A 21,758-nucleotide genomic window follows, 5' to 3' on the forward strand; every position below is an offset into this window, starting at 1 on the left:
CCATTGACCCCTGGTCACTGATGCCTGACGTGCGGTGCTCCCCGAGGTTGAGGGAGCACCGCACGTTCAGCCGCCCAGGAACCCACGCAGGTGCGGTCGTTCCACGGCGCGCTTGAACTCGAAGAACGTGTCCGACAGCGCCAGTACCCGGAACGCGTCCCACAGCTCGCCCGCCGCCTCGCCCCGCGGGCTTTCCCCCATGACGGGACCGAAGACGGCCGCGGTCCCGTTGACCGACAGCATCGGGACGCCCATCAGCCGTCGCTCGAACCGGCCCGACGGCACGCGTTCGTGGGCCGCGCGCAGCCAGTCGTCCCATTCCGGCGCGTCCACCGCCGCCGACAGGTCGGCGGGCAGCCCGGTATCGGCGAGCGCGGCCTCGACGACCGGTCCCGCCTGCTCGAGCGCGGCCACGCGGGCCTCGGTCAGCGCGTCCGGCGCCGCCGCGAGCACCGCCGCGAAGTGGCCGCCCGGTCCGTGGATCCGGCCGCCGAGCGCGGTGTAGAACGGCCCGACCGCGTCGGCACCGCACCGCTCGCACACCGCGGCGGCCGCCCTCGTGAACCGCTTGGCCAGCTCGTGCAGCCGCAGCAGGTCCGTCGGCACCTCCTGGTCGCCGCCGTTGACCGCGAGTCCGAACGGCCGCCAGGTGATGTCCACCGGGCGAACCGTTGCCACTTCGAGGATCCAGCGCGACGACAGCCACGTCCACCCGCACAGCGGGTCGAACCAGAAGTCGACCTGGTCCCTGGTATCGCCGCGACCCTCCGTCACGGATCCTCCTCCGTCACGCGCCCGCAGGCGATCAACCGATCGTCAACAAGACCTTGCCGCGGCCGTGTCCGCGGCCGACTTCCCGGTGGGCGTCCGCCGCCTCGGCGAGCGAGTAGGTGCGGCGGACCTGGATCAGCAGGTCACCGCTCGCGGCCAGCGCGGTCAGCTCCGCCAGCCGCGCGGCCGAGCGCTTGCTGCCGATCCAACGCACACCCAGTTCCTGGTAGAGGTCGAACGCGACGATGGTGCCGATGCGGTTCTTGTCCTTCACCAGCTCCACGGCGGCGCGCAGGCCGTCGGCACCGGCGGCGTCGAGGCTGACGTCCACCCCGTTCGGCGCGACGGCGCGGACCCGCTCGACGAGGCCTTCGCCGTAGGTCACCGGAACGACCCCGAGTGAGCGGAGGTACTCGTGGTTGCCCTCGCTCGCCGTACCGATGACGGTGGCCCCGGCCCGTCGTGCCAGTTGGACGGCGACGGTGCCGACGGCGCCGGCCGCGGCGTGCACGAGGAAGACATCCCCTTCGCCGACCCCCAGCTCCTCGACCGCCGTGTGCGCGGTCTGCCCGGCACCGGAGAGCCCGGCCGCGACCTCCCACGACAGCGAGGCGGGCTTGGGCACGATCTGGTCGGCGGGCACCACGACGAACTCCGCGTAGCACTCCAGGCTGCGGTAGCCGAGCACTTCGTCGCCGACCGACACACCGGTGACCTCCGGCCCGACCTGGTCGATGACGCCGGCGAACTCGTTGCCGATCACCTGCGGGCTCCGCAAGGTCAGACCCGGCGGCGTCCAACCCTCGCGCACCGCGAGGTCGGTCGGTTGCACGCCGGCAGCCTTGACCCGCACCCGGACCTCACCGGCACCCGCCTCGGGCGGCGCCAGTTCCATCAGTTCGAGCACCTCTGGTCCACCGGGGGCGGTAAACGCTGCGGCCTTCATCGGGTGGGGTCTCCTGTCTGTCGCTCATCTTGGGCGTCGAGTTCGACTGGGTCATCGGGTCGCGCGGACCTCTCCCGCGCGGTGACCGGTCGTCCGCGTTCACTGAGGCCGAGTGCGAGCGCGGCCGCCGCGGCGACCAGGAAGGCGATCACCAGGAACACGGTGTTCAGCGAACTCGCCATCCCGTCGAGGATCGGCTCGGCGATGCGGGGATCCAGCCCGTGCAGGGCGGACGTGTCGTTGAGGTCCAGCCCGCCGGTACCGTCCCTCAACCCGGCGACCACCCTCATGGTGGCGGGATCGGACAGCACGGCGGGATCGGCCAGTGCCGCCGTCATACCCGGGGTGGGCAGTGCGGCTCGGAAGTGGTCCACGATCCGCGTCGCGGCGAGGCTGAACAGCAGTGAGATGAAGATCGCGGTACCCGCGATGCCGCCGATCTGGCGGGAGAACCCGTACATCCCGCTGGCGATACCGAGGTCCGTCTTCGGCACGCTGTTCTGCAACGCCGTGAGGACGGTCTGCATGAACACACCGAGCCCGAGCCCCATCACGAAGATGATCGCGACGATCGGGTACACCGAGGTCGTGCGGTCGACGGCGGACAGCGCGAACATCGCCAGGCTCACCAACGCGAGCCCTGGTGCCAGCAAGACCTTGTAGCGTCCCGTCCTGGCGATGACGGGGCCGCACAGCTTCGCCCCGATCGTCATCGCGATCGCCTGCGGGAACAGCAGCAGTCCCGCCTGGATCGGCGACATCTCCTTGACGATCTGCAGGTACAGGGGAATGAGCAGCACCGGGGTGAACGCGGCGACACCGCCGAGGAAGTTGATCACGTTCACCTGGGCGAAAGCGGGTATGCGCAACAGTCGGAACGGCAGCAGCGCGTGATCCCCCACGGCGCGTTCTACCAGGACGAAGAGGACGAGCCCGGCCGCGCTCACCACGTAGGAGACGAGGGCGGGCGTCGACGTCCACCCCCATTGCGAGCCCTGCTCGGTGACCAGCAACGCCGGCACCAGCGCGATGACGAGTGCCAGTGCGCCGCCGTAGTCCACCCGGTGGTCCACCCTGGCGGGTCGCACGGTGAAGAGCCGGGCCACCACGACGAAGGTGACCAATCCGATCGGCAGGTTGAGCAGGAAGATCCAGCGCCAGCCCGCGATCCCCGCGAGGCTCTCCGTGCTCGCGAACAGACCGCCGAGAACCGGTCCGCCGACACTGGCGACGCCGTAGAGGATGCCGACGTTGGCCTGGTAGCGGATCCGCTTCTCCGGTGGGAACAGGTCGGCGATCGCCGCCATCGCCAACGCGGAGAGCCCGCCGGCACCGAGCCCTTGCACACCGCGGAACACGGCGAGCTGGTAGATCGACTGCGCGAGCGCGCACAGCAGGGACCCGACCGTGAACAGCCCCACCGAGACGAGGTAGAGGTTCTTCCGCCCGAAGATGTCGGAGAGCTTGCCGTACAGCGGGGCGGAGATGGTCATCGCCATCAGGTAGGTCGTGGTCACCCAGGCTTGCGCGGTCAGCCCGTGCAGCGAATCGGCGACCGTGCGCAGGGCGGTGGCCATGATCATGCCGTCCAGGGCCGACATGAAGACGCCGGCGAACAGGCCGACCAGGATCAGGCGTACCGCGGCGGGCTGCCGCCCTCGATCCGCGTCGATGTCGGTGTTGGTGTCGCGCATCTCTCCCTCATCCTCATCTCCCGGCCGCGGAAGGGACCTTCCGCCACCGCGTCGAGGCGCGAGATCAGGATGCAACTTCAACCGTGGTTGAGGTCAAGCGCCCGCCGCACGGCTCAGGTCGAGTCGTCGCCGTACCCGGTCTCCAGCCAGTACGGCCCCGGGCCGTGCTCGGCGAGACCGTCTTTCAGGTTCCCGAGATTGCACTTGGTGAGCGAGAGGCAGCCACAGCCGATGCAGTCGGTCAGGTGGTCGCGCAACCGCTGGAGCTGGACGATCCGCTGATCCAGTTCGGTGCGCCACGACCGGGACAGCCTGGCCCAGTCGGCGCGGGTCGGCGTGCGGCTGTCCGGCAGTTCCGCGAGGGCTGCTTTGATCGAACCGAGCGAGGCGCCGAGCCGCTGGGCGAACCGAATGAAAGCGACCCGGCGCAGGACGTCCCGGGAATAACGGCGTTGATTACCGGCTGTTCGTTCGCTGAAAATCAGGCCTTGTGCCTCGTAATACCGCAGCGTCGATTCCGCGCATCCACTGCGCTCAGCGAGTTGCCCGATCGTTATCTGCTTCGCGTCCCACGGTAAAGCTGCCATGCGTTCATGCTAGCCGGGATCGCGGAGGCCGCCCGTCGCGCCACCCGGCACAATACACCCGATCAGCGGACTCCTCCTCCGCCCACCGCGTCATCCGCCCGGCCGCCGAATCGGACCGGCACAGCGGCCGAGTAGTCAGAAACGGGCTCCGGCGACCTCGGTACCGGGAATCCCGACGGCGATCTCGGCGAGTTCCTCCTCGGTGAATTCCACCTCGTCCGCCGCGGCGTTCTCGACGACCCGCTCCGGCCGGCTCGTGCCGGGGATCGGGACGTGGAAGTCGCCCTGGTGCAGCAGCCAGGCCAGGGCGACTTGGCCCAACGTGGCCCGGTGACGTTCGGCGATCGGCCTCAGCCGGGCGACGAGTGCGAGGTTGCGGTGCAGGTTCTCGTCGCTGAACCGCGGATAACGCCGACGCCAGTCGTCCTCGTCCAGATCTTCCCGGCTGGTGATCGCACCTGTCAGGATCCCGCGGCCGAGCGGGCTGTAGGGCACGAAGCCGACTCCGAGCTCCCGGCAGACGGGGAGCACGTCCGCTTCGGGTGTGCGAGTGAACAGGGAGTACTCGGACTGCACCGCGCTGATCGGGTGAACGGCGTGCGCGCGCCGCAGCTGCTCGCCGCTGACTTCCGACAAACCGAGGAACCTGACTTTCCCCGTGGTGACGAGTTCCGCCATCGCGCCGACGGTCTCCTCGATCGGCACCACCGGATCGACCCGGTGCAGGTAGTACAGGTCGATCACATCGGTGCCGAGTCGCCGCAGCGACGCGTCGCAGGCCCGGTGCACGTACTCGGGCCTGCCGTCGAGGTGGCGTCCCGGGTCGGTGAACGAGGAGACACCGCACTTGGTGGCGAGCTGGACCTCGGCACGCCTGGTGGCGATGGCCTTGCCGACCAGGACCTCGTTGCGCCACGGTCCGTAGATGTCCGCGGTGTCCAGGAACGTCATGCCCAGGTCCAGGGCGCGGTGGATGGTCGCCACACCGCGCCGCTCGTCGCTCTCGACGTCGTCGTGGCGGCCGTAGGCGAAGCTCAGGCCCATGCAGCCCAGTCCGATCGCGGAGGTGCGCAGCGCCGCTCCGCCGACCTCACCGCCCAGTGTTCGGGTTCGCATCCCGGCTCCCGTCCGCGGACTCGACGGCCTTCCGCAGGTGGTCGGTCACGGTACGCACGTCCGAGTCGGTCAGTCCGGGGTGCAGCGGCAACAACAAGGTGCGCGCGGCGAGGAACTCGGTGTCGGGGAGCGCGCCGTCGAAACCGTACAGCGGGACCCGGTGCAGCGGCTCGTACCGGAAGGTCGTGTAGATGCCCGCCGAGTACAGCTCGCGCGCGACGCGGTCACGGCTGTCGTCCTGGAACTGCACCCAGTAGAAGTAGTAGGACGTCCGGTGCCCGTCCGGGACCGGGGGCGGCGTCAGCAACCCGTTCACGTCCGCCAGCTCCTCGTCGTACAGCGCCACGATCTCCCTGCGGCGGTCGATGAACTCGCCGAGGCGGCGAAGTTGCACCGAGCCGATCGCCGCCGTCAGGTCGTTGCCGATCACCCGCCTGCCGGCTTCCCGCACATCGAGGTTCCACCACTGCGCGGTGACCCGCGCCCCGTCGAACCCGCTGAGGTGGGCCAGGCCGTGGTAGGCCAGGCGCCTGGCACGGGCTGCCTGATCACGGTCGCGGACGAAGAGCATGCCGCCGTCACCGGTCGTCAGGACCTTCGCCGCGTCGAAGCTCCAGGTGGCGAGATCACCGAACGTGCCGCATGCTTTCCCGTCCACGGATGACGCGACCGAACAGGCGGAGTCCTCGATCAGCGTGATGCCGGCACCCCGGCAGAAGTCCGCGATCTCCCGTACCGCACCGGGGTACCCACCGTAGTGCAGGACCACCACCGCCTTGGTGCGGTCGGTGACCGCGGCGGTGATGTCGCTCAGACGGGGGTTCACCGTGCGGGGGTCCACGTCGCAGAACACAGGCCGCGCGCCACGGGCCACGATCGCGTTCGCGGCGGCGATGAAGAAGGCCGAGGGCAGGACGACCTCGTCGCCCGGTCCCAAGTCGAGCAGGTCGATGGCCAGGAACAGGCTCGCGGTGCCCGAAGCCAGGAAGAGCACGTGTTCCGGGTCGACGTCCAGGTGTGCCGCGAACTCGGCCTCGAAGGCCTTGGTCCGCGGGCCGGACCCGATCCACCTGCTGTCCACGGTGTCAGCCAGCGCGGCGAGCTCCTCCCCACCCAGCTGCGGCTGGAACAGGTTGATCATCCAGGTCCTCCTCGCGAGGTCGGCGCCGTGTGCCGGTGTCGAGCAGATCCTCGGTCACCGGCCTTGACGGCCGTTTGACTCCTGCTTGAGGCCGCGGCTGGATCACCGCTGGACCGGCGGTGCAGCAGCGGACCGGACAATCGCCGGTAGCGGACTGGGCACGCGACGGAAGGCGGACCGGTGAGGGGAATCATCCTGGCGGGCGACAGCGGGACGGGGCTGCACCCGATCACGATCGGGGTGTGCAAGCCACTGCTGCCCGTCTACGACAAGCCGTTGATCTACTACCCGCTCTCGCTGCTGATGTTGGCCGACATCCGCGAGATCCTCGTCATCGCCACGCCCGACGACCTGCCGCAGATCCGCCGCCTGCTCGGCAACGGCAGCCGCCTGGGGCTCGAACTGAGCTACGCGGCACAAACGGGGCCCGGCGGGATCGCGAACGCGTTGCGCCTCGGTGCCGCCCACATCGGCGACCAGTCGGTGGCGCTGGTGCTCGGCGACACCATCTGCTTCGGCCCTGGGTTCTCCGACGTGCTGCGCGACGCGGCAGCCCACGTCGACGGTTGCACGCTGTTCGGCTACCGGGTGCACCGCACAGGACGTCACGGGGTCGCGGAGGTGGACCGCTCCGGACGCCTCGTCTCGTTGGAGGAGAGGCCTGTGCCGTTGGGGTCCACGTGCGCGTTGACAGGCCTGTACTTCTACGGCAACGACGTGGTCGCGCACGCTCGCGAGCTGCCGCCGTCGCCGCGCGGCGAGCTCGAGATCACCGACCTCAACCGGATCTACCTCGACCAGGGCAGGATCGGGCTGGTCCGGCTCGGCCGGGGCTTCGCGTGGCTGGACACGGGAACGCACAGCGCGCTGATCGAGGCGGGCAGGTACATCGAGATCCTCGAACAGCGCCAGGGAGTCCGCGTCGCGTGCGTCGAGGAGATCGCGCTGCGAATGGGGTTCATCACCGCCGAGCAGTGCCACCGGCTCGGGGTCGAACTGGGGAAGTCGGCTTACGGCGAGTACGTCGTGAGCATCGCCGCACCCGCCGAAGCCGCGCTGGACCCGGTCCGCTGAACCTCCTGTCACTCAGGCGAAACAAGTCAGCGGACCACCGTGGTACTCGACCATCTCGTGGAAGATCTCCAGCACGTCCAGCTCGCTGCCCTCGGGTTCGCCCCGCAGTTCGGAGTAGGCGCGGTGCAGGTTGCCGACGAGGCGTTCCGGGTCCAGCAGGCGACCGAACTCACCCAGGTCGGTTCTGCGCGCGACCTCCAAGGGCGTCAGCCCGTGGCGGAAGCCGGCCGCGGCGAGCCGCTGCACCCACTCCAGGTACGCCTCGGTGGCGTCGAGCAACTCAGGGCCGCCCACCGGCCCGTGCCCTCCGACGACCGTGCGGGCACCGAGGTCCCGCAGCCACGCGACGGTGCGCAAGGTTCCGGAGATCGATCCCATGAGGCAGAACGGAGTCGCACCGCTCATCACGATGTCCCCGGCGAACAACACCGACCGGTCCGGTATCCAGACGACCGTGTCGCCGCGGGTGTGCGCCGGCCCGGGGTGCAGCAGTTCGACGTGCATCTCGCCGACCCGCAGTTCGGCGCGGTCCCGGTAGGTCTTCATCGGGAGTGCGAGTTCGACCGCCCCCCACCGCACCTCCGGCCACAGACCCCGCATGCCGAGCCCGGCCGCGGCGGCCTCCTCGCGCGCGTTCTCGTGGGCGATGATCTCCGCCTCTGGTAGGAACACGTTGTTGCCGAAGGTGTGATCACCGTGGAAGTGCGTGTTCACCACGGTTCGCGCGGTGGTTCCGGACAGTTGCCGGACCGCCGCCTTGAGCAGGCGGGCCCGCTCCTCGGTCGCCGCCGTGTCGACGACCAAGACCTCTCCCCCGTCCACGAGCACGCCCGCGTTGCTGAGGCACCAGCTGCCGTCGTTCTGGACGTAGGCGTGGATGCCGGGTGCCGGTTCGACCAGCTCCGTGACGATCTTCCGGTGATTCGACCGCACAGCGGCACTCTCCCGTCCTCGGCGTACACGTGACCGTGGCGCAGCGTGCCGGACGTCGCTTTCCACCGGTGTCGAGGATCGCTGGAGCTCGACGGCCTCAACCGGTACTTCAGCGGACCTGCATTACGCACGAGCGGATTCCTCGATCGGCGGCTGACAGTGTTCGTCGGCAGAGAGCCGAGTGATCGGAGGGGTGTTGGTGAGCCGTCGTGTGGTGATCACCGGAATCGGTGTGCTGGCGCCGGGCGGCACCGGTGTGAAGAAGTTCTGGGGCCTGTTGAGCGAAGGGCGGACGGCGACGAGGCGGATCACCTCCTTCGACCCGTCGGCGTTCCGCTCCCAGGTGGCGGCCGAGATCGACTTCGACCCCGAAGCGGCCGGGCTCACCCCGCAGGAGATCCGGCGGATGGACAGGGCCGCGCAGTTCGCGGTCGTCGCGGCGAGGGAGGCGTTGGGGAACAGCGGGTTGGAGCCCGGCACGATCGCGCCCCACCGGATCGGCGTGACGATCGGAACCGCGGTGGGTGCCACCATGAGCCTGGACCAGGAGTACCGCGTCGTCAGCGACGGGGGCCGGCGGTGGCTGGTGGACCACGAGTACACGGTTCCGCACCTGTACAACCACTTCGTACCCAGTTCCTTCGCCGCCGAAGTGGCCTGGTCGGTCGACGCGGAAGGCCCGGTCGCCGTGGTGTCCACCGGCTGCACCTCGGGGCTCGACTCCGTGGCCCACGCCTACGAACTGATCGCCGAGGGCACCGCGGACGTGATGATCGCGGGAGCGACGGACGCGCCGATCTCCCCGATCACGGTGGCGTGCTTCGACGCCATCAAGGCGACGACTCCGCGCAACGACGACGCCGAGCACGCGTCGAGGCCGTTCGACCGCACTCGCAACGGTTTCGTGCTCGGCGAAGGCGCGGCCGTGTTCGTGCTGGAGGAGTACGAAGCCGCCAGGCGACGCATGGCCCCGATCCACGCCGAGATCGCCGGGTACGCGTCGCGGTGCAACGCCTTCCACATGACCGGGCTGCGTCCCGACGGTGTGGAGATGGCCGAGGCCATCCGGGTCGCGCTCGACCGCGCCCGGCTCGATCCCACGGCGATCGACTACGTGAACGCACACGGCTCGGGGACGAAGCAGAACGACCGGCACGAGACAGCGGCGTTCAAGCGCGCCCTCGGTCACCACGCCTACCGGACGCCGGTCAGCTCCATCAAGTCGATGGTCGGGCACTCGCTCGGCGCCATCGGTTCGATCGAGATCGCCGCGTCGCTGCTGGCCATGGAGCACAACGTGATCCCTCCGACGGCGAACCTCACCACGCCGGATCCCGAGTGCGACCTGGACTACGTACCCCGCGTGGCGCGGGAGCGCAGGACCGACGTGGTCCTGACGGTCGGCAGCGGCTTCGGCGGCTTCCAGACAGCCATGGTGCTGAAGAAGAACAGCGAGCTGGTGGCATGAGCGGGCCTGTGGTGGTGACGGGGATCGGAGTCGTCGCGCCGAACGGGCTCGGCGTGGACGACTACTGGTCGGCGACCCTCGGGGGCAGGAGCGGGATCGGGCCGGTCACCCGGTTCGACGCGGCCGGCTACCCCGCCAAGCTCGTCGGTGAGGTGCCCGGTTTCGCCGCTGGGGAGCACCTGCCGAGCCGGCTGCTGCCGCAGACCGACCACATGACCCGGATGGCGCTCGTCGCCGCCGACTGGGCGCTGGAGGACGCCCGGATGGAACCCGGGGGGCTGCCCGACTTCGAGACGGGCGTGGTGACCGCGAGTTCGTCCGGTGGTTTCGAGTTCGGCCAGCGGGAGCTGGAGAACCTGTGGAGCAAGGGCGGTTCGCACGTCAGCGCCTACCAGTCGTTCGCCTGGTTCTACGCGGTGAACACCGGGCAGATCTCGATCCGAAACGGGATGCGCGGACCCAGCGGTGTCGTCGTCAGCGACCAGGCAGGCGGTCTGGACGCCCTCGCGCAGGCGCGACGGCAGATCCGCGGCGGCATCAGGATGATCGTTTCCGGCGGGGTTGACGGCTCCCTGTGCCCGTGGGGCTGGGTGGCGCAGATGGCCGGCAACAGGCTCAGCAGCAGTGAGGACCCCGATCGGGCGTACCTCCCGTTCGACGCGTCCGCGAGGGGACACGTACCCGGTGAAGGCGGTGCGATCCTCGTGCTGGAGGACGCCGGGAGCGCCCGGGACCGGGGTGTCACAGGGCACTACGGGGAGATCGCGGGCTACGGTGCCACCTTCGACCCGCGCCCCGGCAGCGGACGCGAACCCGGTCTGCGCCGGGCCGTCGACCTGGCACTGGCCGACGCGGGGCTCACGGCCCGCGAGATCGACGTGGTGTTCGCCGACGGCGCGGGCGTCGCGGACCTCGACCGGGTCGAGGCCGACACCCTGGAGGCGGTCTTCGGGCCGCATGGCGTCCCGGTGACCGTGCCGAAGACGATGACGGGCCGCCTCAACTCCGGCGCGGCGTCGCTCGACGTGGCGGCCGCCCTGCTGGCCATCCGGGACGACGTCATCCCGCCGACCATCAACGTCTCGGTGGCCGACACCTACCGGATCGACCTGGTCACCGCGATCCGGCGGACGACGATCCGCGCGGCACTGGTCCTGGCCAGGGGACAGGGCGGCCACAACTCCGCCGTGGTCGTGCGCGCACCTTCCTCTGGAACCTGAACGGAGAGCAGATGACCACACCGACGATCACCCTTGACGACCTCAGGCGGATACTCCGGCAGAGTGCGGGCGCCGACGAGGGCGTCGACCTGGACGGCGACATCCTCGACCTGGAGTTCGCCGATCTCGGCTACGACTCGCTGGCGCTGATGGAGACGGCCTCGCGGATCACCCGCGAGTACGGGATCGCGCTGGACGACGAGGCCGCGCTGACCGCCACGACCCCGCGCCGGCTGCTCGCCGTCGTCAACGGTGATTGAGACCCGCCCGGCCCCGACCGTTCAAGGAGTAGGACATGCCTGACACAGCCGGACGAACAGCGATCGTCACCGGCGCGACCAGTGGTATCGGGCTCGCCATCACCGAGGTCCTCGCGGGCCGGGGTGACCGGGTTTTCATCTGCGGCCGTGACGCGGACAAGCTGGCGCTGACCATCAAGAACGCGCGGGACCGGGGCCTGGAGGTCGACGGCGCCACCTGCGACGTGCGCGACGCCGGCGAGGTGCGTTCGTTCGTCGCCAAGGCCGCGGACCGCTACGGGCCCGTGGAGATCCTGGTGAACAATGCCGGGCGCAGTGGTGGTGGGGTGTCCGCGGACCTCACCGATGAGCTCTGGGCGGACGTCATCGCCACCAACCTCACCAGCGTGTTCCAGATGACGCGGGACGTGCTGAGCACCGGAGGCCTGCGGAAGCGTTCGTGGGGACGGATCATCAACATCGCCTCCACCGCCGGCAAGCAGGGAGTCGTCCTCGGTGCGCCGTACTCGGCGTCCAAGCACGGGGTGGTCGGCTTCACCAAGGCCCTCGGCAACGAGCTGGGCCGGACGGGGATCACCGTGAACGCGGTGTGCCCCGGCTACGTGGAAACGCCCATGGCGCAACGGGTCCGCGAGGGCTACGCGGCGGCGTGGGGCATCTCCGAACAAGAGGTCCTCCAGCGGTTCGAGGCGAAGATCCCCCTCGGCCGGTACTCGACGCCGGACGAGGTCGCCGGACTCGTCGGCTACCTGGTGACCGACGCCGCTTCCTCGATCACCTCGCAGGCGCTCAACGTCTGCGGCGGCCTGGGCAACTTCTGACACCGCGCGAACCACGCAGAGAGGACGAGAGCATGCCGGAAACCAGGGTGACCGAGCACGAGATCACCGTGGACGCGCCCGCCGAGCAGGTTTACCGGCTCGTCGCAGACGTCACGAACTGGCCTCAGGTCTTCCCCCCGACCGTGCACGTCGAGTACCTGGAACGCGGTGACACCGCGGAGCGGTTGCGGATCTGGGCCATCGGCAACGCCGAACCCAAGACGTGGACCTCGCGAAGGGAACTGGACGAGTCGGGGCTGCGGGTCGATTTCCGGCAGGAGATCCCGGCACCGCCGATCGCGGGCATGGGCGGCGCGTGGGTGATCGAACCGGAAGGTGGGGCGAAGTGCCGGGTGCGGCTGCTGCACGACTACTCGGCCGTCGGTGACGACCCGGAGAACCTCGCCTGGATCGACCGCGCGGTGGACCACAACAGCAACTCCGAGCTGGCGGCGCTGAAGAGGGCCGCGGAACCGGCCTCGGACGCCGGTCTCCTGCTGAGCTTCGACGACGTCGTCGAGATCGACGGCTCGGTGAAGGACGTCTACGACTTCATCAACGAAGCGCAGCTGTGGGAGCAGCGGTTGCCCCACGTGCAGAGGGTATCGCTGCGGGAGGACTCCCCCGGGCTCCAGGTTCTCGAGATGGACACCCTGACCAAGGACGGGTCCGTGCACACCACCAAGTCGGTGCGGGTGTGCACACCGGAACGGTCGATCCACTACAAGCAGGTCGTGCTGCCCGCTCTGCTGACGGTCCACACCGGAGCTTGGCTGTTCACCGAGACCGCCACCGGTGTGAGGACCACTTCGCGGCACACCGTGGCCGTGAACGAGGAAAAGGTCGCCGCGGTCCTCGGTTCCGGCGCGACCGTCGCCGACGCGAAGAACTTCGTCCGCAAAGCGTTGAGCACCAACAGCCTCGCGACGCTGGAGCACGCGAAGGACTACGCGGAGAGCCGACGCGGCGGTTCGGCGTGAGCCCTCCAGCCGCGCTCGACGTGCGCGAGGCGGCGTCGATCGCCGCCCGGCACGCCGAGGAGGCCGACACCGGACGGCTGCTGCACCCCGACGTCGCCGAGGCGCTCGTCGGCGCCGGGTTCGCCAGGCACTTCGTGCCCGCCACCCGAGGCGGGCACGACGGTGGCGCCGTCGAACTGCTCGAAGCCGTCGCGGAGGTGGGCCAGGAGTGCGCTTCGGCGGCGTGGTGCGCCTCCCTGGCCGCGGGCGCCGCGCGGATGGGCGTGTTCCTCCCCGAGGAGGGACAAGCCGAGCTGTGGGCGGACGGTCCGGACGTGTTCATGGCGGGCGCGCTCATCCCCGGCGGACGCGCGGAGCGGGTGGCGGGCGGCTGGCGGCTCACCGGCGGGTGGGACTTCACCAGCGGGGTCGACCACTCCGATTGGGCCATGGCGGCGGGGGTGGTGCACGACGGCGACCGCGACCGCGCGCGGTTCTTCGCGATCCCGCGAAAGGACTACCTGGTCAAGGACACCTGGTTCAACACCGGCATGCGCGGGACCGGGAGCAACACACTGCTGGTCGACGACGTCTTCGTGCCGGCGAGCAGGTCGTTCGATCGCGAGGACATGCTCCGCGGCCACGCGGTCGGCTCCACCTCGCCGTGCCACACCGCGCCGCTGCGCGCGATCAGCGGGACCCTCTTCGCCGCGCCGGCACTCGGCGCGGCACGCGGGGCGCTTCAGGCGTGGTCGCGGACCGCGGCGGTCAGGGTCGCGCGCACCGGTCTCGACGCGGCGGAGAACCGGGCGATCCTGACGGCCGCGGCACACGCCTCCGTCGAGGTCGACGTGGCGGAGGTGCTGTTGTGCCGAGCCGCCCGGACCTGCGACCGCGGCGAGTTCGGGAAGGCTACCGAGGTGCGCAGCCCGTACGACTGCGCCGCCGCGGTCGACCGGCTGGTGGATGCGGTGGAACGGCTCTTCCGCACCGCGGGCTCTCGCGGCCAACTGGCGACAGAACCGTTGCAGCGGTTCTGGCGCGACCTGCACAGCATGGCAAGCCACGTGGCGTTGCAGCTCGACCCGCCGGCCGCCGCCTACGGCCGGCACCTGCTCGAACCGCTGGTACCCGATCAACCCTGAACCGTCCCGAGCGGACACACCGGAGAGGATCCTCGATGAGCCAGAACGAGTCCACGCCCGCGCACACCCCGGTGGACGCCGAGACCTACGCGAGGGTGCAGCAGTTCTACGCCTTCCAGATGGGGCTCATGGACGACCGCGAGGCCGAACGGTGGGCGGCCACGTTCACCGAGGACGCGTTGTTCCAGGAGCCCAGGAAGCTGGAACCGCTGCACGGCAGGGCGGTGATCGAGGCCGCCGCCAGGGTGAGCGCGGACAAGCACGCGGCGAACGGCCTGCGGCTGCGGCACTGGCTCGGCATGCTGTCGGTCGACGTCGAGTCGGACGGGTCGCTGCGCACCCGGTGCTACGCCCAGGCGATCCGCATTCCGGCGGGTGGTGTGCCGGACCTCTTCGCCACCGTGGTGTGCCGCGACCACCTGGTGCCGGACGGTGCCGGCTGGCTGGTGAAGCACCGCCACCTGACGCACGACGGATCCGACGAGGACTGACGGGGCGCGAGGAGGAACGGAGGCGGACGCATGAGCACTGTCGAACCGCGGCTGATCACGGTGATCGGTGCGGGCACCATCGGGCTCGGCTGGATCACGCTGTTCCTGGCCGCCGGTCACCACGTGCGGGTGAACAGCACCCGGGCGAACGCGGCGGACGTGGTACGCGAGGGACTGGAGCTGTTCGCGCCCGGCCTGCCCGGCGACCCGGTGGATCCGGCGAAGCTGGCCGAACGCCTCAGCTTCGAGCCGGACCTCGAACGTGCGGTGAGCGACGTGTACGCCGTGCAGGAGAACACACCGGAGAACCTGACGCTCAAGCAGGAGCTGTTCGAGCGCATCGGCATCGCGGCCAAGCCCGGCACGCTGCTGCTGTCCTCGACCTCGACTCTGCTCCCGGACGACCTCGGCGCGCGGATGGCCGACTCCAGCCGGGTGATCGTGGGTCACCCGTTCAACCCGCCCCACGTGGTCCCGCTGGTGGAGGTCGTCGGCGGCTCCGCCACGGACCCGAACGCGATCCAGGAGGCCGTGGCGTTCTACCGACAGCTGGGAAAAGTGCCGATCGTGCTTCGACGCCCGATCGCGGCGTTCGCCGCCAACCGGCTGCAATCAGCCCTGCTGCGGGAAAGCATCCACCTGGTCCGGGAGGGAGTGGTCACCGTCGCCGAACTGGACGAGGTCGTCACCGCCTCGATCGGGCTGCGATGGGCGACGATGGGGCCATTCCTGTCCTTCCACCTCGGTGGCGGTCAAGGCGGGCTGCGCAAGTGGCTGACCACGCTCGGGTCCGGGCTGGAGCGCGGGTGGGAAGGACTCGGCAAACCGTCCCTGGACGAGACAACCCTGGAGCGTCTGCTCGCACAAGCCGAAGAGGCCTACGGCGGGCACTCGTACGAGGAGTACGCCGCGCGGCGGGACAAGTTGCAGAAGGCCGTGCTGGAGGCGGTGGAGGGAATCCCACCGCTCGACGCCCCCTCGGAGTCACCTCGGCGCCACGACACCGGCTGACGCCGGTCGCGGGCTGACCCCGGTCCGATCCGGACGCGGCCGTGAAGCCGTCGACCGACTTCACGGCCGCGTCCGGATCGGGCTCCGCCTCCGAGCGCCGTCGCCTCTTGCAGAGCGATGCCCAACGCTGCCGGAGGGCGTACGCACAGCATTTGAGAATATCCGACCGGTCGCCGGCCGCCATAATTTTTGCATTCGACTCAACAATCCCACAGCAGGCCGGCGAACACCGCTGCCGCGCCATGTCACGCGGCGTGCCGCCCACCGCGACCCGCGAATTCACGGGTGCTAGCATGACGGCCATGGCGACCGCTCGGCCCCACCCGCTGACCAGGGACGAATTCGACCGCATTTACGGAAAGGTGCCGAGACTGACGGTCGAAGTGCTCGTCAGGACGGACAAGGGAATTCTGCTGACCCGCCGAGGCATCGAACCCTGTCGGGGTTTCTGGCACATCCCGGGCGGCACCGTGCTTTTCGGCGAAACGCTGCACGACAGCGTGAGGCGGGTCGCGCGCAATGAACTCGACGTCGATGTCGAGGTGGGCGACCAGCTCGGCGTGATCCACTACCCACACCTGCTCGCCGCAGGTTATCGAGGATGGCCGGTGGGCCTGGTCTTCGCCACCAGGATCGCCGCGGGGTCGCCCAGCCTCACGGAGCAGAGCGAACAGATCGGGTTCTTCCGGACCCTGCCGCACGACGTCATCCCCGACCAGGCCGAGTTCCTGCTGTCCGCCGGGTTGGCGACCGCCGCCGGCATCGGCACCCGGTAAGCCACCTGACGCCAGCAATACCCTTGCGGGACAACGAAACCTCGCCCGTCGACCGTACGGGCACGTGCCGACGGCGACACCCGAAACGGCCGGGATCCGGACCGGTTCCAGGGAACGTCGAGCCTGCCTGAAGCGGCCCGGGTCAGAATCGCGGCACGACGGACCCGTGCGACCAGGAGGGGCGAGTATGACGATCCTCGGCGACAGATCCGGTGCGGACACCGCCGCGGCCCGGCCCGATCTGAGGAAGCTGACGGCGGAACTGGCGTGGTTGCGCGATCAGGCGCACGCGGGGCCGAGCGCCAAGGCCACCGAGGCGCAGAGGTCCAAGGGGAAGCTCACCGCGCGCGAGCGGATCGACCTGCTCCTCGACGAGGGCTCCTTCACCGAGGTGGAGCAGCTGCGCCGGCACCGGTCGTCCGGCTTCGGCATGGAGGACCGCAGGCCGCACACCGACGGTGTCGTCACCGGCTGGGGCACGGTGCACGGGCGGACCGTCTTCGTCTACGCGCACGACTTCCGCATTTTCGGCGGCGCCCTCGGCGAGGCGCACGCGGAGAAGATCCACAAACTCATGGACATGGCCGAAGCGGCGGGTGCGCCGATCGTCGGGCTCTGCGACGGTGCGGGTGCGCGGATCCAGGAGGGCGTCACGGCGCTGGCCGGCTACGGCGGGATCTTCACCCGCAACGTGCGCAACTCCGGTGTCCTGCCCCAGATCAGCGTGATCATGGGGCCGTGCGCGGGTGGCGCGGCCTACTCCCCGGCGCTGACCGACTTCGTGTTCATGGTCCGCGACACGTCCCAGATGTTCATCACCGGCCCGGACGTGGTGCAGGTGGTCACCGGCGAGGTCATCAGCCACGACGACCTCGGCGGCGCGGACGTGCACGCGACGCTCTCGGGGGTGGCCGGGTTCGTCTACGACGACGAGGAGAGCTGCCTCCAGGACGTGCGCTACCTGCTGTCGATGCTCCCGTCCAACAATCGCGAACTCCCGCGGCACGAGCCGTCGACCGATCCCGCGGGTCGGCGCGCCGAGGCCCTGCTCGACCTCGTGCCCGCCGAACCAGGTCGGACCTACGACGTCCGGGCGGTGCTCGCCGAGGTGGTCGACAACGGCGAGTTCTTCGAGGTGCACGAGAACTGGGCGACGAACGTCGTGTGCGCGCTGTCGCGGCTGGACGGGCACGTCGTCGGCATCGTGGCCAACCAGCCCGCGACCATGGCGGGAGCGCTCGACATCTCCGCTTCGGAGAAGGCGGCGAGGTTCGTGACGACGTGCGACGCGTTCAACATCCCTCTGGTGTCCTTCGTGGACGTGCCGGGGTTCCTCCCCGGGGTCGATCAGGAACACGGTGGGATCATCCGGCACGGCGCGAAGTTGCTGTACGCCTACTGCAACGCGACCGTGCCCAGGGTCCAGGTGATCATGCGCAAGGCGTACGGCGGCGCCTACATCGTCATGGACTCACGCTCGATCGGCACGGACCTGTCGCTGGCCTGGCCGAGCAACGAGATCGCCGTGATGGGTGCCGAAGGCGCGGCGAACGTGGTGTTCCGCCGCGAGATCGAAGCCTCCGAAGACCCGGAGCTGACCAGGCGGAAACGGGTCGAGGAGTACCGCGCCGAACTCATGCACCCCTACTACGCCGCGGAACGCGGTCTGGTGGACGACGTGATCGACCCTGCCGAGACCAGGCCCCGGCTCATCGCCGCCCTGGCGATGCTGCGCGCCAAGCACCAACCATTGCCCGTCCGCAAGCACGGGAACCAGCCACAGTGACCGACATCCGAGTGCTGCGCGGCGACCCGACGCCGGAACAGGTCGCGGCGTTGGCCATCGCCCTGATCGCCGCAATCCGCCCGCGCACGACCACACCGCAGGCGGCTCGCGCACCCTGGCCGCGCAGTCAGGCACCGACCTGGGCGTCGAACCACCTTCCCGGCTGGACGGCTTGATCGGTTCGGCGCCGTCCGCCTCGGGTGACCGCGCTGGCCAGACTGTGGAGGACCTGGCCTGCGGCGGGGTGAACAGACCGCTGTGGACCGCAGCGCCGGCGCACGCGCATCGAGTTGGCCAACGCGATCTCCGAGTACCTGGAGATCTTCGACAACCGTTAGCGCCACCACAGTTCCCAGGGACACGCTCATCCCGATCGAGTATGAAAGGTGAGGTTGTCCCGAAGACCGGACACCGGATATCAGGGGTCAGCGAACTGCGCCGCCTGCGGGTGGGCCCGACGTTCCCGCGCTCACGCATGACCCGCCCGACGCGTTGGTGGTTCACCCGCCGTCCGCGGCAACGCAGCGCAACGACGATCCGCGCACCCCCGTAGGCGCGCCGGTGCCCGGCGCGGACCTCGGCGATTTCACTCACGGACAACGACGATGAACCCGGCTGCGCTGAGGAGCCGCTGGCAGGCGCACCACTGACAGCGCGTATCGGCGGTAAGGGCCGACTTTCGGTAGTTGGATGGGCTGTGGACGGCATGCTGTGGGCAGCGGCAGCTGCCAACGGAATCCGTTGAGCTGCCGTCATCGCGACGTCGACGAGCCTCCCCGCTGACGGTCGACACTCTCGACACAACGTGCTGCTTTCTGCGGCGGGTCAACGGGTGTCGTGTGTAGGCCCTGGTGGACTGATGCCCTGCAGCTTCACCATCGCTTGCCGGAGGGCAAGGTTGCCGCGGTTGATCAGGGTGCGGGGGTGGTCGGGTCCCAGAACGCGCAGCCGGTCGGCCAACAACGCCTCGTACTCGACCACCGCACCAGCCACGTCACCTGCCTCACCCGCAAGCTGGCGAGATTGCCGCGAGTGGCCAGAGTACTGGGGTGATCGGATCCCAGGAGCCGCAACTCATCGGACAGCAGGGCCTCAACCCGGCCACCGCACCAACCAGGTCACCCGCCCTACCCCGCCAGAAAGCAAGGTAGCTACGGGTGATCAGAGTGTCGAGGTGGTCGGGTCCCAGATGTGAGTCGGTGTGGTTGTGGAGGGTGTGCCAGTAGGTGACGGTGGCGTGGACTTGGCCGGTGCCGTCCAGAGAGTTCCCCGCGCGGTCGAGTACGTCGTGGACGCCGGGGGTGAGCAGGGCGGGGATTGCGCGGGTGTGGAGCGTGGTGGTGTTGGAGCGCAGGGCTTGGGCGAGGTCGGGGTGGATGGTGTCGATCTCGGGCCAGTTGGTGTGGAGGGTGTCGGCGGCGGTGTGGGCGAGGGTGTGGAGCCGATCGGGGGTGAGGGTGTCGCGGATGGCGCGTTGGACCAAGGCGTGCACCGTCACCGCCCGTGCCGGCTGTTCCGGGGTGACGGTGATCAGGTTGAACCGGTGTAGTCGGGTCAGGCCGTCCTGGACGTCGTCGTGATCGACCGGCCTGCCGGTGAGGCTAGCGAGGTGGTCCAGGACGGGCTGGGCGGTGAACACTCCGAGGGGGATGCCGTTGGGGTCGAGCAGGGCGGCGAACTCCAGCAGCGGGCGGGTCAGGCCCGCACCGCGCGGCCGGATGGGGTCTTCGACGCGGTCGGTGCGGTCGATGGACACCGCCCAGGTGACCGCGATGGTGCGTTGGTGTTCGGGCAGAGCGTTCTCGGGTGGGGTGAGTTCGGCCAGGGTGCGTCGCCGGTCGGCCAGCAGTCCTCGGTAGGCGGTGACGGTGAGCAGTGGTTGGTCGGCCAGGTACGCGGCGGCCTGGCTCAACGCCAACGGCAGCCACCCCAACTCCTCCGCCAACCCCGCGAGCCGGTCCAGGTCACCGCCGTCGGTGGTGCAGGTCAGGGCCTCGGTGAGGTAGGCATGGGCTTCGTCGGGGGTGAACACGTCCAGTTCGATCACCCGGTGACCGCTGCGCCCCGCCGCCGCGTCGCGTCGCCGACTGGTCACCACCACCTGCCCACCTGGACCGGGTGGCGGGTCCAGGTGGGCAGGTCCGCCGGGTCCTGCACGTCATCCAACACGATCAGCCAGCGGCGCGGCGTACCCGCCAGCCACTCCCGGAACCGCTCCGCCGCCTGCTCCGGTGGCCGGTCGGCGATCCGCGGGTCCTGCTCGACCAGCACCCGTGAGGCGGCTTCGGCGTAGGCGGTCACGATCGCGTCGCGCGAGAGCGCCGACACCCACACCGCCACGTCCACCACCGGGTCCCCCCATACCGACCAGGCGTGGCGGGCGGCCATCTGCGTTTTGCCGACCCCGCCCATCCCCGACATCACCACACCCGCACGCTGCCCGGCCCCGACCAGCACGACCGAGTGCCCCGCAGCCAACGTGTCCAGCAGCACCGCGTGGGCCCGGCGCTGCTGGTAGTGCTCCGCCGGGGCATGCGGCACCCCGACCCGCACCGGCCACACCACCCGACGCCGGGCTTGGTGGTAGTGGACGTTCCCGGCGACCGCGCCGATGGCCATGCCCTGGTCGACCCCGGTGATCGCGCCATGGACGTGGACCGACACCTCCGTCGCGGCGGGTGCACCGGTGGTCTCGTCACGGGCGGGGTCGTGCGCCGACACGGTGTGCCCGTGGTCCGCGTCGGCTAGCGAGGGCTTCCGGGCGCTGCGTCCGACCCGAGTGGTGGTGGAGGAGATGGTGGTGGTGTGCCGATGGTGAGGTGGTCGCCGGTGGCCGCACCGATCGTGATGCCAGAACCGGAGCCGTGCACGTCGCCGGCGACGTATACCCCTCGTGTCCCGGTCTCGGGCGCTGCCGCGCTGCTTCCCCCAGTACCGGTCTCGGAGGTGTCTGCTGCCCTGTCGCGGGGTGCTTCATCGGTTGCAGGTTCGGATGGGCGCCGGTCGAGCACCGCGGGATCGGCCGGGTAGCAGTGGTCCGGCAGGGCGACCCAGGCGCGGTCACGGAAGGTCTTCACAGCCACCTCGACCGGCCGGAACGTAGCCGGGTCCAGCGTCGTGGAGTTGCGCACGACCTCGTCGAAGATCAGACGGGAGACCACCATCGCCAGCACCCCTGGCGAATCGGCCAGTGCCCGGCGCACCGGGGCGGCGTTGACCAGCCGGAACGCTGCGACCATCGTCGGCGAGGTCGCGCCGTGCTCGTCGAAGGCCACCTCCCCAGCGTGGACCGCCAGCCGCAGCCGGGCGCGCGCGGCGTCGTGGCAGGTGCTGTTGTGCCCTCGCACCGCCCGCGCCAACGCCTCGGGCAACACCTCTACCAACGGGCCCTTCGGGAACTCCGGCGGTACCAGCACCACCACACTGAGCTTCCCCCGATAACCCGAGGCGGTTGTTACCTGGATGCGGTCGGTGCCGCCGGGATGGTAGTCGGTTCGGCCTGGGCGGTGTGCCAGGCGGCTTCGTACTCGTCGGGGCTGAGCCAGCCGAGGTCCTTCTG

23 protein-coding genes and 1 pseudogene are annotated in these 21,758 nt (G+C 69.9%); 12 read left to right on the forward strand and 12 right to left on the reverse strand.

Annotated elements, in window-relative coordinates:
- Positions 1-66: 66 nt before the first annotated feature.
- The 6 genes from A6A25_RS19840 to A6A25_RS19865 all read right to left on the reverse strand — a co-directional run bounded on the left by A6A25_RS19840 (position 67) and on the right by A6A25_RS19865 (position 6,255).
- Positions 67-774: a DsbA family protein gene (locus tag A6A25_RS19840; protein ID WP_073892154.1), complete on the reverse strand. Its 708-nt coding sequence runs from the start codon at positions 772-774 to the stop codon at positions 67-69.
- Positions 775-805: 31 nt separating this feature from the next.
- Positions 806-1,717, reverse strand: coding sequence for an NADP-dependent oxidoreductase (locus tag A6A25_RS19845; protein WP_073892155.1), 912 nt, complete (start codon positions 1,715-1,717; stop codon positions 806-808).
- Positions 1,714-3,411, reverse strand: a complete 1,698-nt coding sequence (locus A6A25_RS19850; protein WP_073892156.1) for an MDR family MFS transporter — start codon at positions 3,409-3,411, stop codon at positions 1,714-1,716. The genes A6A25_RS19845 and A6A25_RS19850 overlap by 4 nt, the downstream gene beginning before the upstream one ends.
- Positions 3,412-3,524: 113 nt before the next feature.
- Entirely contained in the window at positions 3,525-3,998 is a 474-nt protein-coding gene (gene soxR, locus A6A25_RS19855; protein WP_073892157.1) for a redox-sensitive transcriptional activator SoxR, read from the reverse strand.
- 135 nt (positions 3,999-4,133) lie between these two features.
- Positions 4,134-5,114: an aldo/keto reductase gene (locus A6A25_RS19860; protein ID WP_073892158.1), complete on the reverse strand. Its 981-nt coding sequence runs from the start codon at positions 5,112-5,114 to the stop codon at positions 4,134-4,136.
- Positions 5,089-6,255 (reverse strand): DegT/DnrJ/EryC1/StrS family aminotransferase, encoded by a 1,167-nt coding sequence (locus tag A6A25_RS19865; protein WP_073892159.1) that lies wholly within the window; start codon positions 6,253-6,255, stop codon positions 5,089-5,091. The genes A6A25_RS19860 and A6A25_RS19865 overlap by 26 nt, the downstream gene beginning before the upstream one ends.
- A gap of 180 nt (positions 6,256-6,435) precedes the next feature.
- Here A6A25_RS19865 and rfbA point away from each other — a divergent pair, with 180 nt between their 5' ends.
- Entirely contained in the window at positions 6,436-7,329 is an 894-nt protein-coding gene (rfbA, locus tag A6A25_RS19870) for a glucose-1-phosphate thymidylyltransferase RfbA (RefSeq protein WP_073892160.1), read from the forward strand.
- A gap of 12 nt (positions 7,330-7,341) precedes the next feature.
- Here the strand turns inward: rfbA and A6A25_RS19875 are convergent, their stop codons facing one another.
- A complete protein-coding gene (locus A6A25_RS19875; protein WP_241828803.1) occupies positions 7,342-8,262 on the reverse strand; it encodes an MBL fold metallo-hydrolase in 921 nt (306 codons plus the stop codon).
- A 199-nt stretch (positions 8,263-8,461) separates the two neighbouring features.
- Between A6A25_RS19875 and A6A25_RS19880 the strand changes: the two genes are divergently transcribed.
- The 11 genes from A6A25_RS19880 (at position 8,462) to A6A25_RS43150 (ending at position 18,375) form a co-directional block, all read left to right on the forward strand.
- Complete coding sequence (locus A6A25_RS19880) at positions 8,462-9,730, forward strand: beta-ketoacyl-[acyl-carrier-protein] synthase family protein (RefSeq protein WP_274534326.1); 1,269 nt, start codon at positions 8,462-8,464, stop codon at positions 9,728-9,730.
- Complete coding sequence (locus A6A25_RS19885) at positions 9,727-10,950, forward strand: ketosynthase chain-length factor (protein ID WP_073892161.1); 1,224 nt, start codon at positions 9,727-9,729, stop codon at positions 10,948-10,950. Before A6A25_RS19880 ends, A6A25_RS19885 begins: the two co-directional genes overlap by 4 nt.
- A gap of 11 nt (positions 10,951-10,961) precedes the next feature.
- The gene (locus A6A25_RS19890; protein WP_073892162.1) at positions 10,962-11,210 is read left to right on the forward strand and encodes an acyl carrier protein; all 249 of its coding nucleotides are present in this window, start codon (positions 10,962-10,964) and stop codon (positions 11,208-11,210) included.
- A gap of 35 nt (positions 11,211-11,245) precedes the next feature.
- Positions 11,246-12,031 (forward strand): SDR family NAD(P)-dependent oxidoreductase, encoded by a 786-nt coding sequence (locus tag A6A25_RS19895; protein ID WP_073892163.1) that lies wholly within the window; start codon positions 11,246-11,248, stop codon positions 12,029-12,031.
- 32 nt (positions 12,032-12,063) lie between these two features.
- Positions 12,064-13,011: an aromatase/cyclase gene (locus tag A6A25_RS19900; protein WP_073892164.1), complete on the forward strand. Its 948-nt coding sequence runs from the start codon at positions 12,064-12,066 to the stop codon at positions 13,009-13,011.
- The gene (locus tag A6A25_RS19905) at positions 13,008-14,135 is read left to right on the forward strand and encodes a hydrolase (RefSeq protein ID WP_073892165.1); all 1,128 of its coding nucleotides are present in this window, start codon (positions 13,008-13,010) and stop codon (positions 14,133-14,135) included. The genes A6A25_RS19900 and A6A25_RS19905 overlap by 4 nt, the downstream gene beginning before the upstream one ends.
- Before the next feature lie 35 nt (positions 14,136-14,170).
- Positions 14,171-14,626: a nuclear transport factor 2 family protein gene (locus tag A6A25_RS19910; RefSeq protein WP_073892166.1), complete on the forward strand. Its 456-nt coding sequence runs from the start codon at positions 14,171-14,173 to the stop codon at positions 14,624-14,626.
- Positions 14,627-14,656: 30 nt separating this feature from the next.
- Positions 14,657-15,637, forward strand: a complete 981-nt coding sequence (locus tag A6A25_RS19915; protein ID WP_073892167.1) for a 3-hydroxyacyl-CoA dehydrogenase NAD-binding domain-containing protein — start codon at positions 14,657-14,659, stop codon at positions 15,635-15,637.
- A gap of 302 nt (positions 15,638-15,939) precedes the next feature.
- Positions 15,940-16,413, forward strand: coding sequence for an NUDIX hydrolase (locus A6A25_RS19920; protein WP_073892187.1), 474 nt, complete (start codon positions 15,940-15,942; stop codon positions 16,411-16,413).
- 187 nt (positions 16,414-16,600) lie between these two features.
- Positions 16,601-18,199 (forward strand): acyl-CoA carboxylase subunit beta, encoded by a 1,599-nt coding sequence (locus A6A25_RS19925; RefSeq protein WP_073892168.1) that lies wholly within the window; start codon positions 16,601-16,603, stop codon positions 18,197-18,199.
- A complete protein-coding gene (locus tag A6A25_RS43150; RefSeq protein WP_158073765.1) occupies positions 18,196-18,375 on the forward strand; it encodes an acyl-CoA carboxylase epsilon subunit in 180 nt (59 codons plus the stop codon). The genes A6A25_RS19925 and A6A25_RS43150 overlap by 4 nt, the downstream gene beginning before the upstream one ends.
- A gap of 271 nt (positions 18,376-18,646) precedes the next feature.
- Here A6A25_RS43150 and A6A25_RS46850 read toward each other — a convergent pair.
- The 5 genes and pseudogenes from A6A25_RS46850 to A6A25_RS19945 form a co-directional block, all read right to left on the reverse strand.
- Positions 18,647-18,955 (reverse strand): annotated as a pseudogene (locus tag A6A25_RS46850) (IS3 family transposase); the annotation flags it as partial.
- Between the two features lie 69 nt (positions 18,956-19,024).
- The gene (locus A6A25_RS44120; protein WP_158073766.1) at positions 19,025-19,192 is read right to left on the reverse strand and encodes a hypothetical protein; all 168 of its coding nucleotides are present in this window, start codon (positions 19,190-19,192) and stop codon (positions 19,025-19,027) included.
- A 10-nt stretch (positions 19,193-19,202) separates the two neighbouring features.
- Positions 19,203-20,294 carry a DUF7779 domain-containing protein gene (locus A6A25_RS19935; protein WP_143193278.1) on the reverse strand — a complete coding sequence of 364 codons (1,092 nt, stop codon included), beginning with the start codon at positions 20,292-20,294 and terminating at the stop codon, positions 19,203-19,205.
- The gene (locus A6A25_RS19940; RefSeq protein ID WP_073892170.1) at positions 20,291-20,920 is read right to left on the reverse strand and encodes an NB-ARC domain-containing protein; all 630 of its coding nucleotides are present in this window, start codon (positions 20,918-20,920) and stop codon (positions 20,291-20,293) included. Before A6A25_RS19940 ends, A6A25_RS19935 begins: the two co-directional genes overlap by 4 nt.
- Positions 20,921-20,943: 23 nt before the next feature.
- On the reverse strand, positions 20,944-21,618 hold the full coding sequence (locus tag A6A25_RS19945) for a hypothetical protein (protein WP_143193279.1): 675 nt from the start codon (positions 21,616-21,618) through the stop codon (positions 20,944-20,946).
- Positions 21,619-21,758: the final 140 nt, after the last annotated feature.

This window comes from Saccharothrix sp. CB00851, from assembly GCF_001905065.1.
In the GTDB taxonomy this organism is placed as follows: Bacteria; Actinomycetota; Actinomycetes; order Mycobacteriales; family Pseudonocardiaceae; genus Actinosynnema.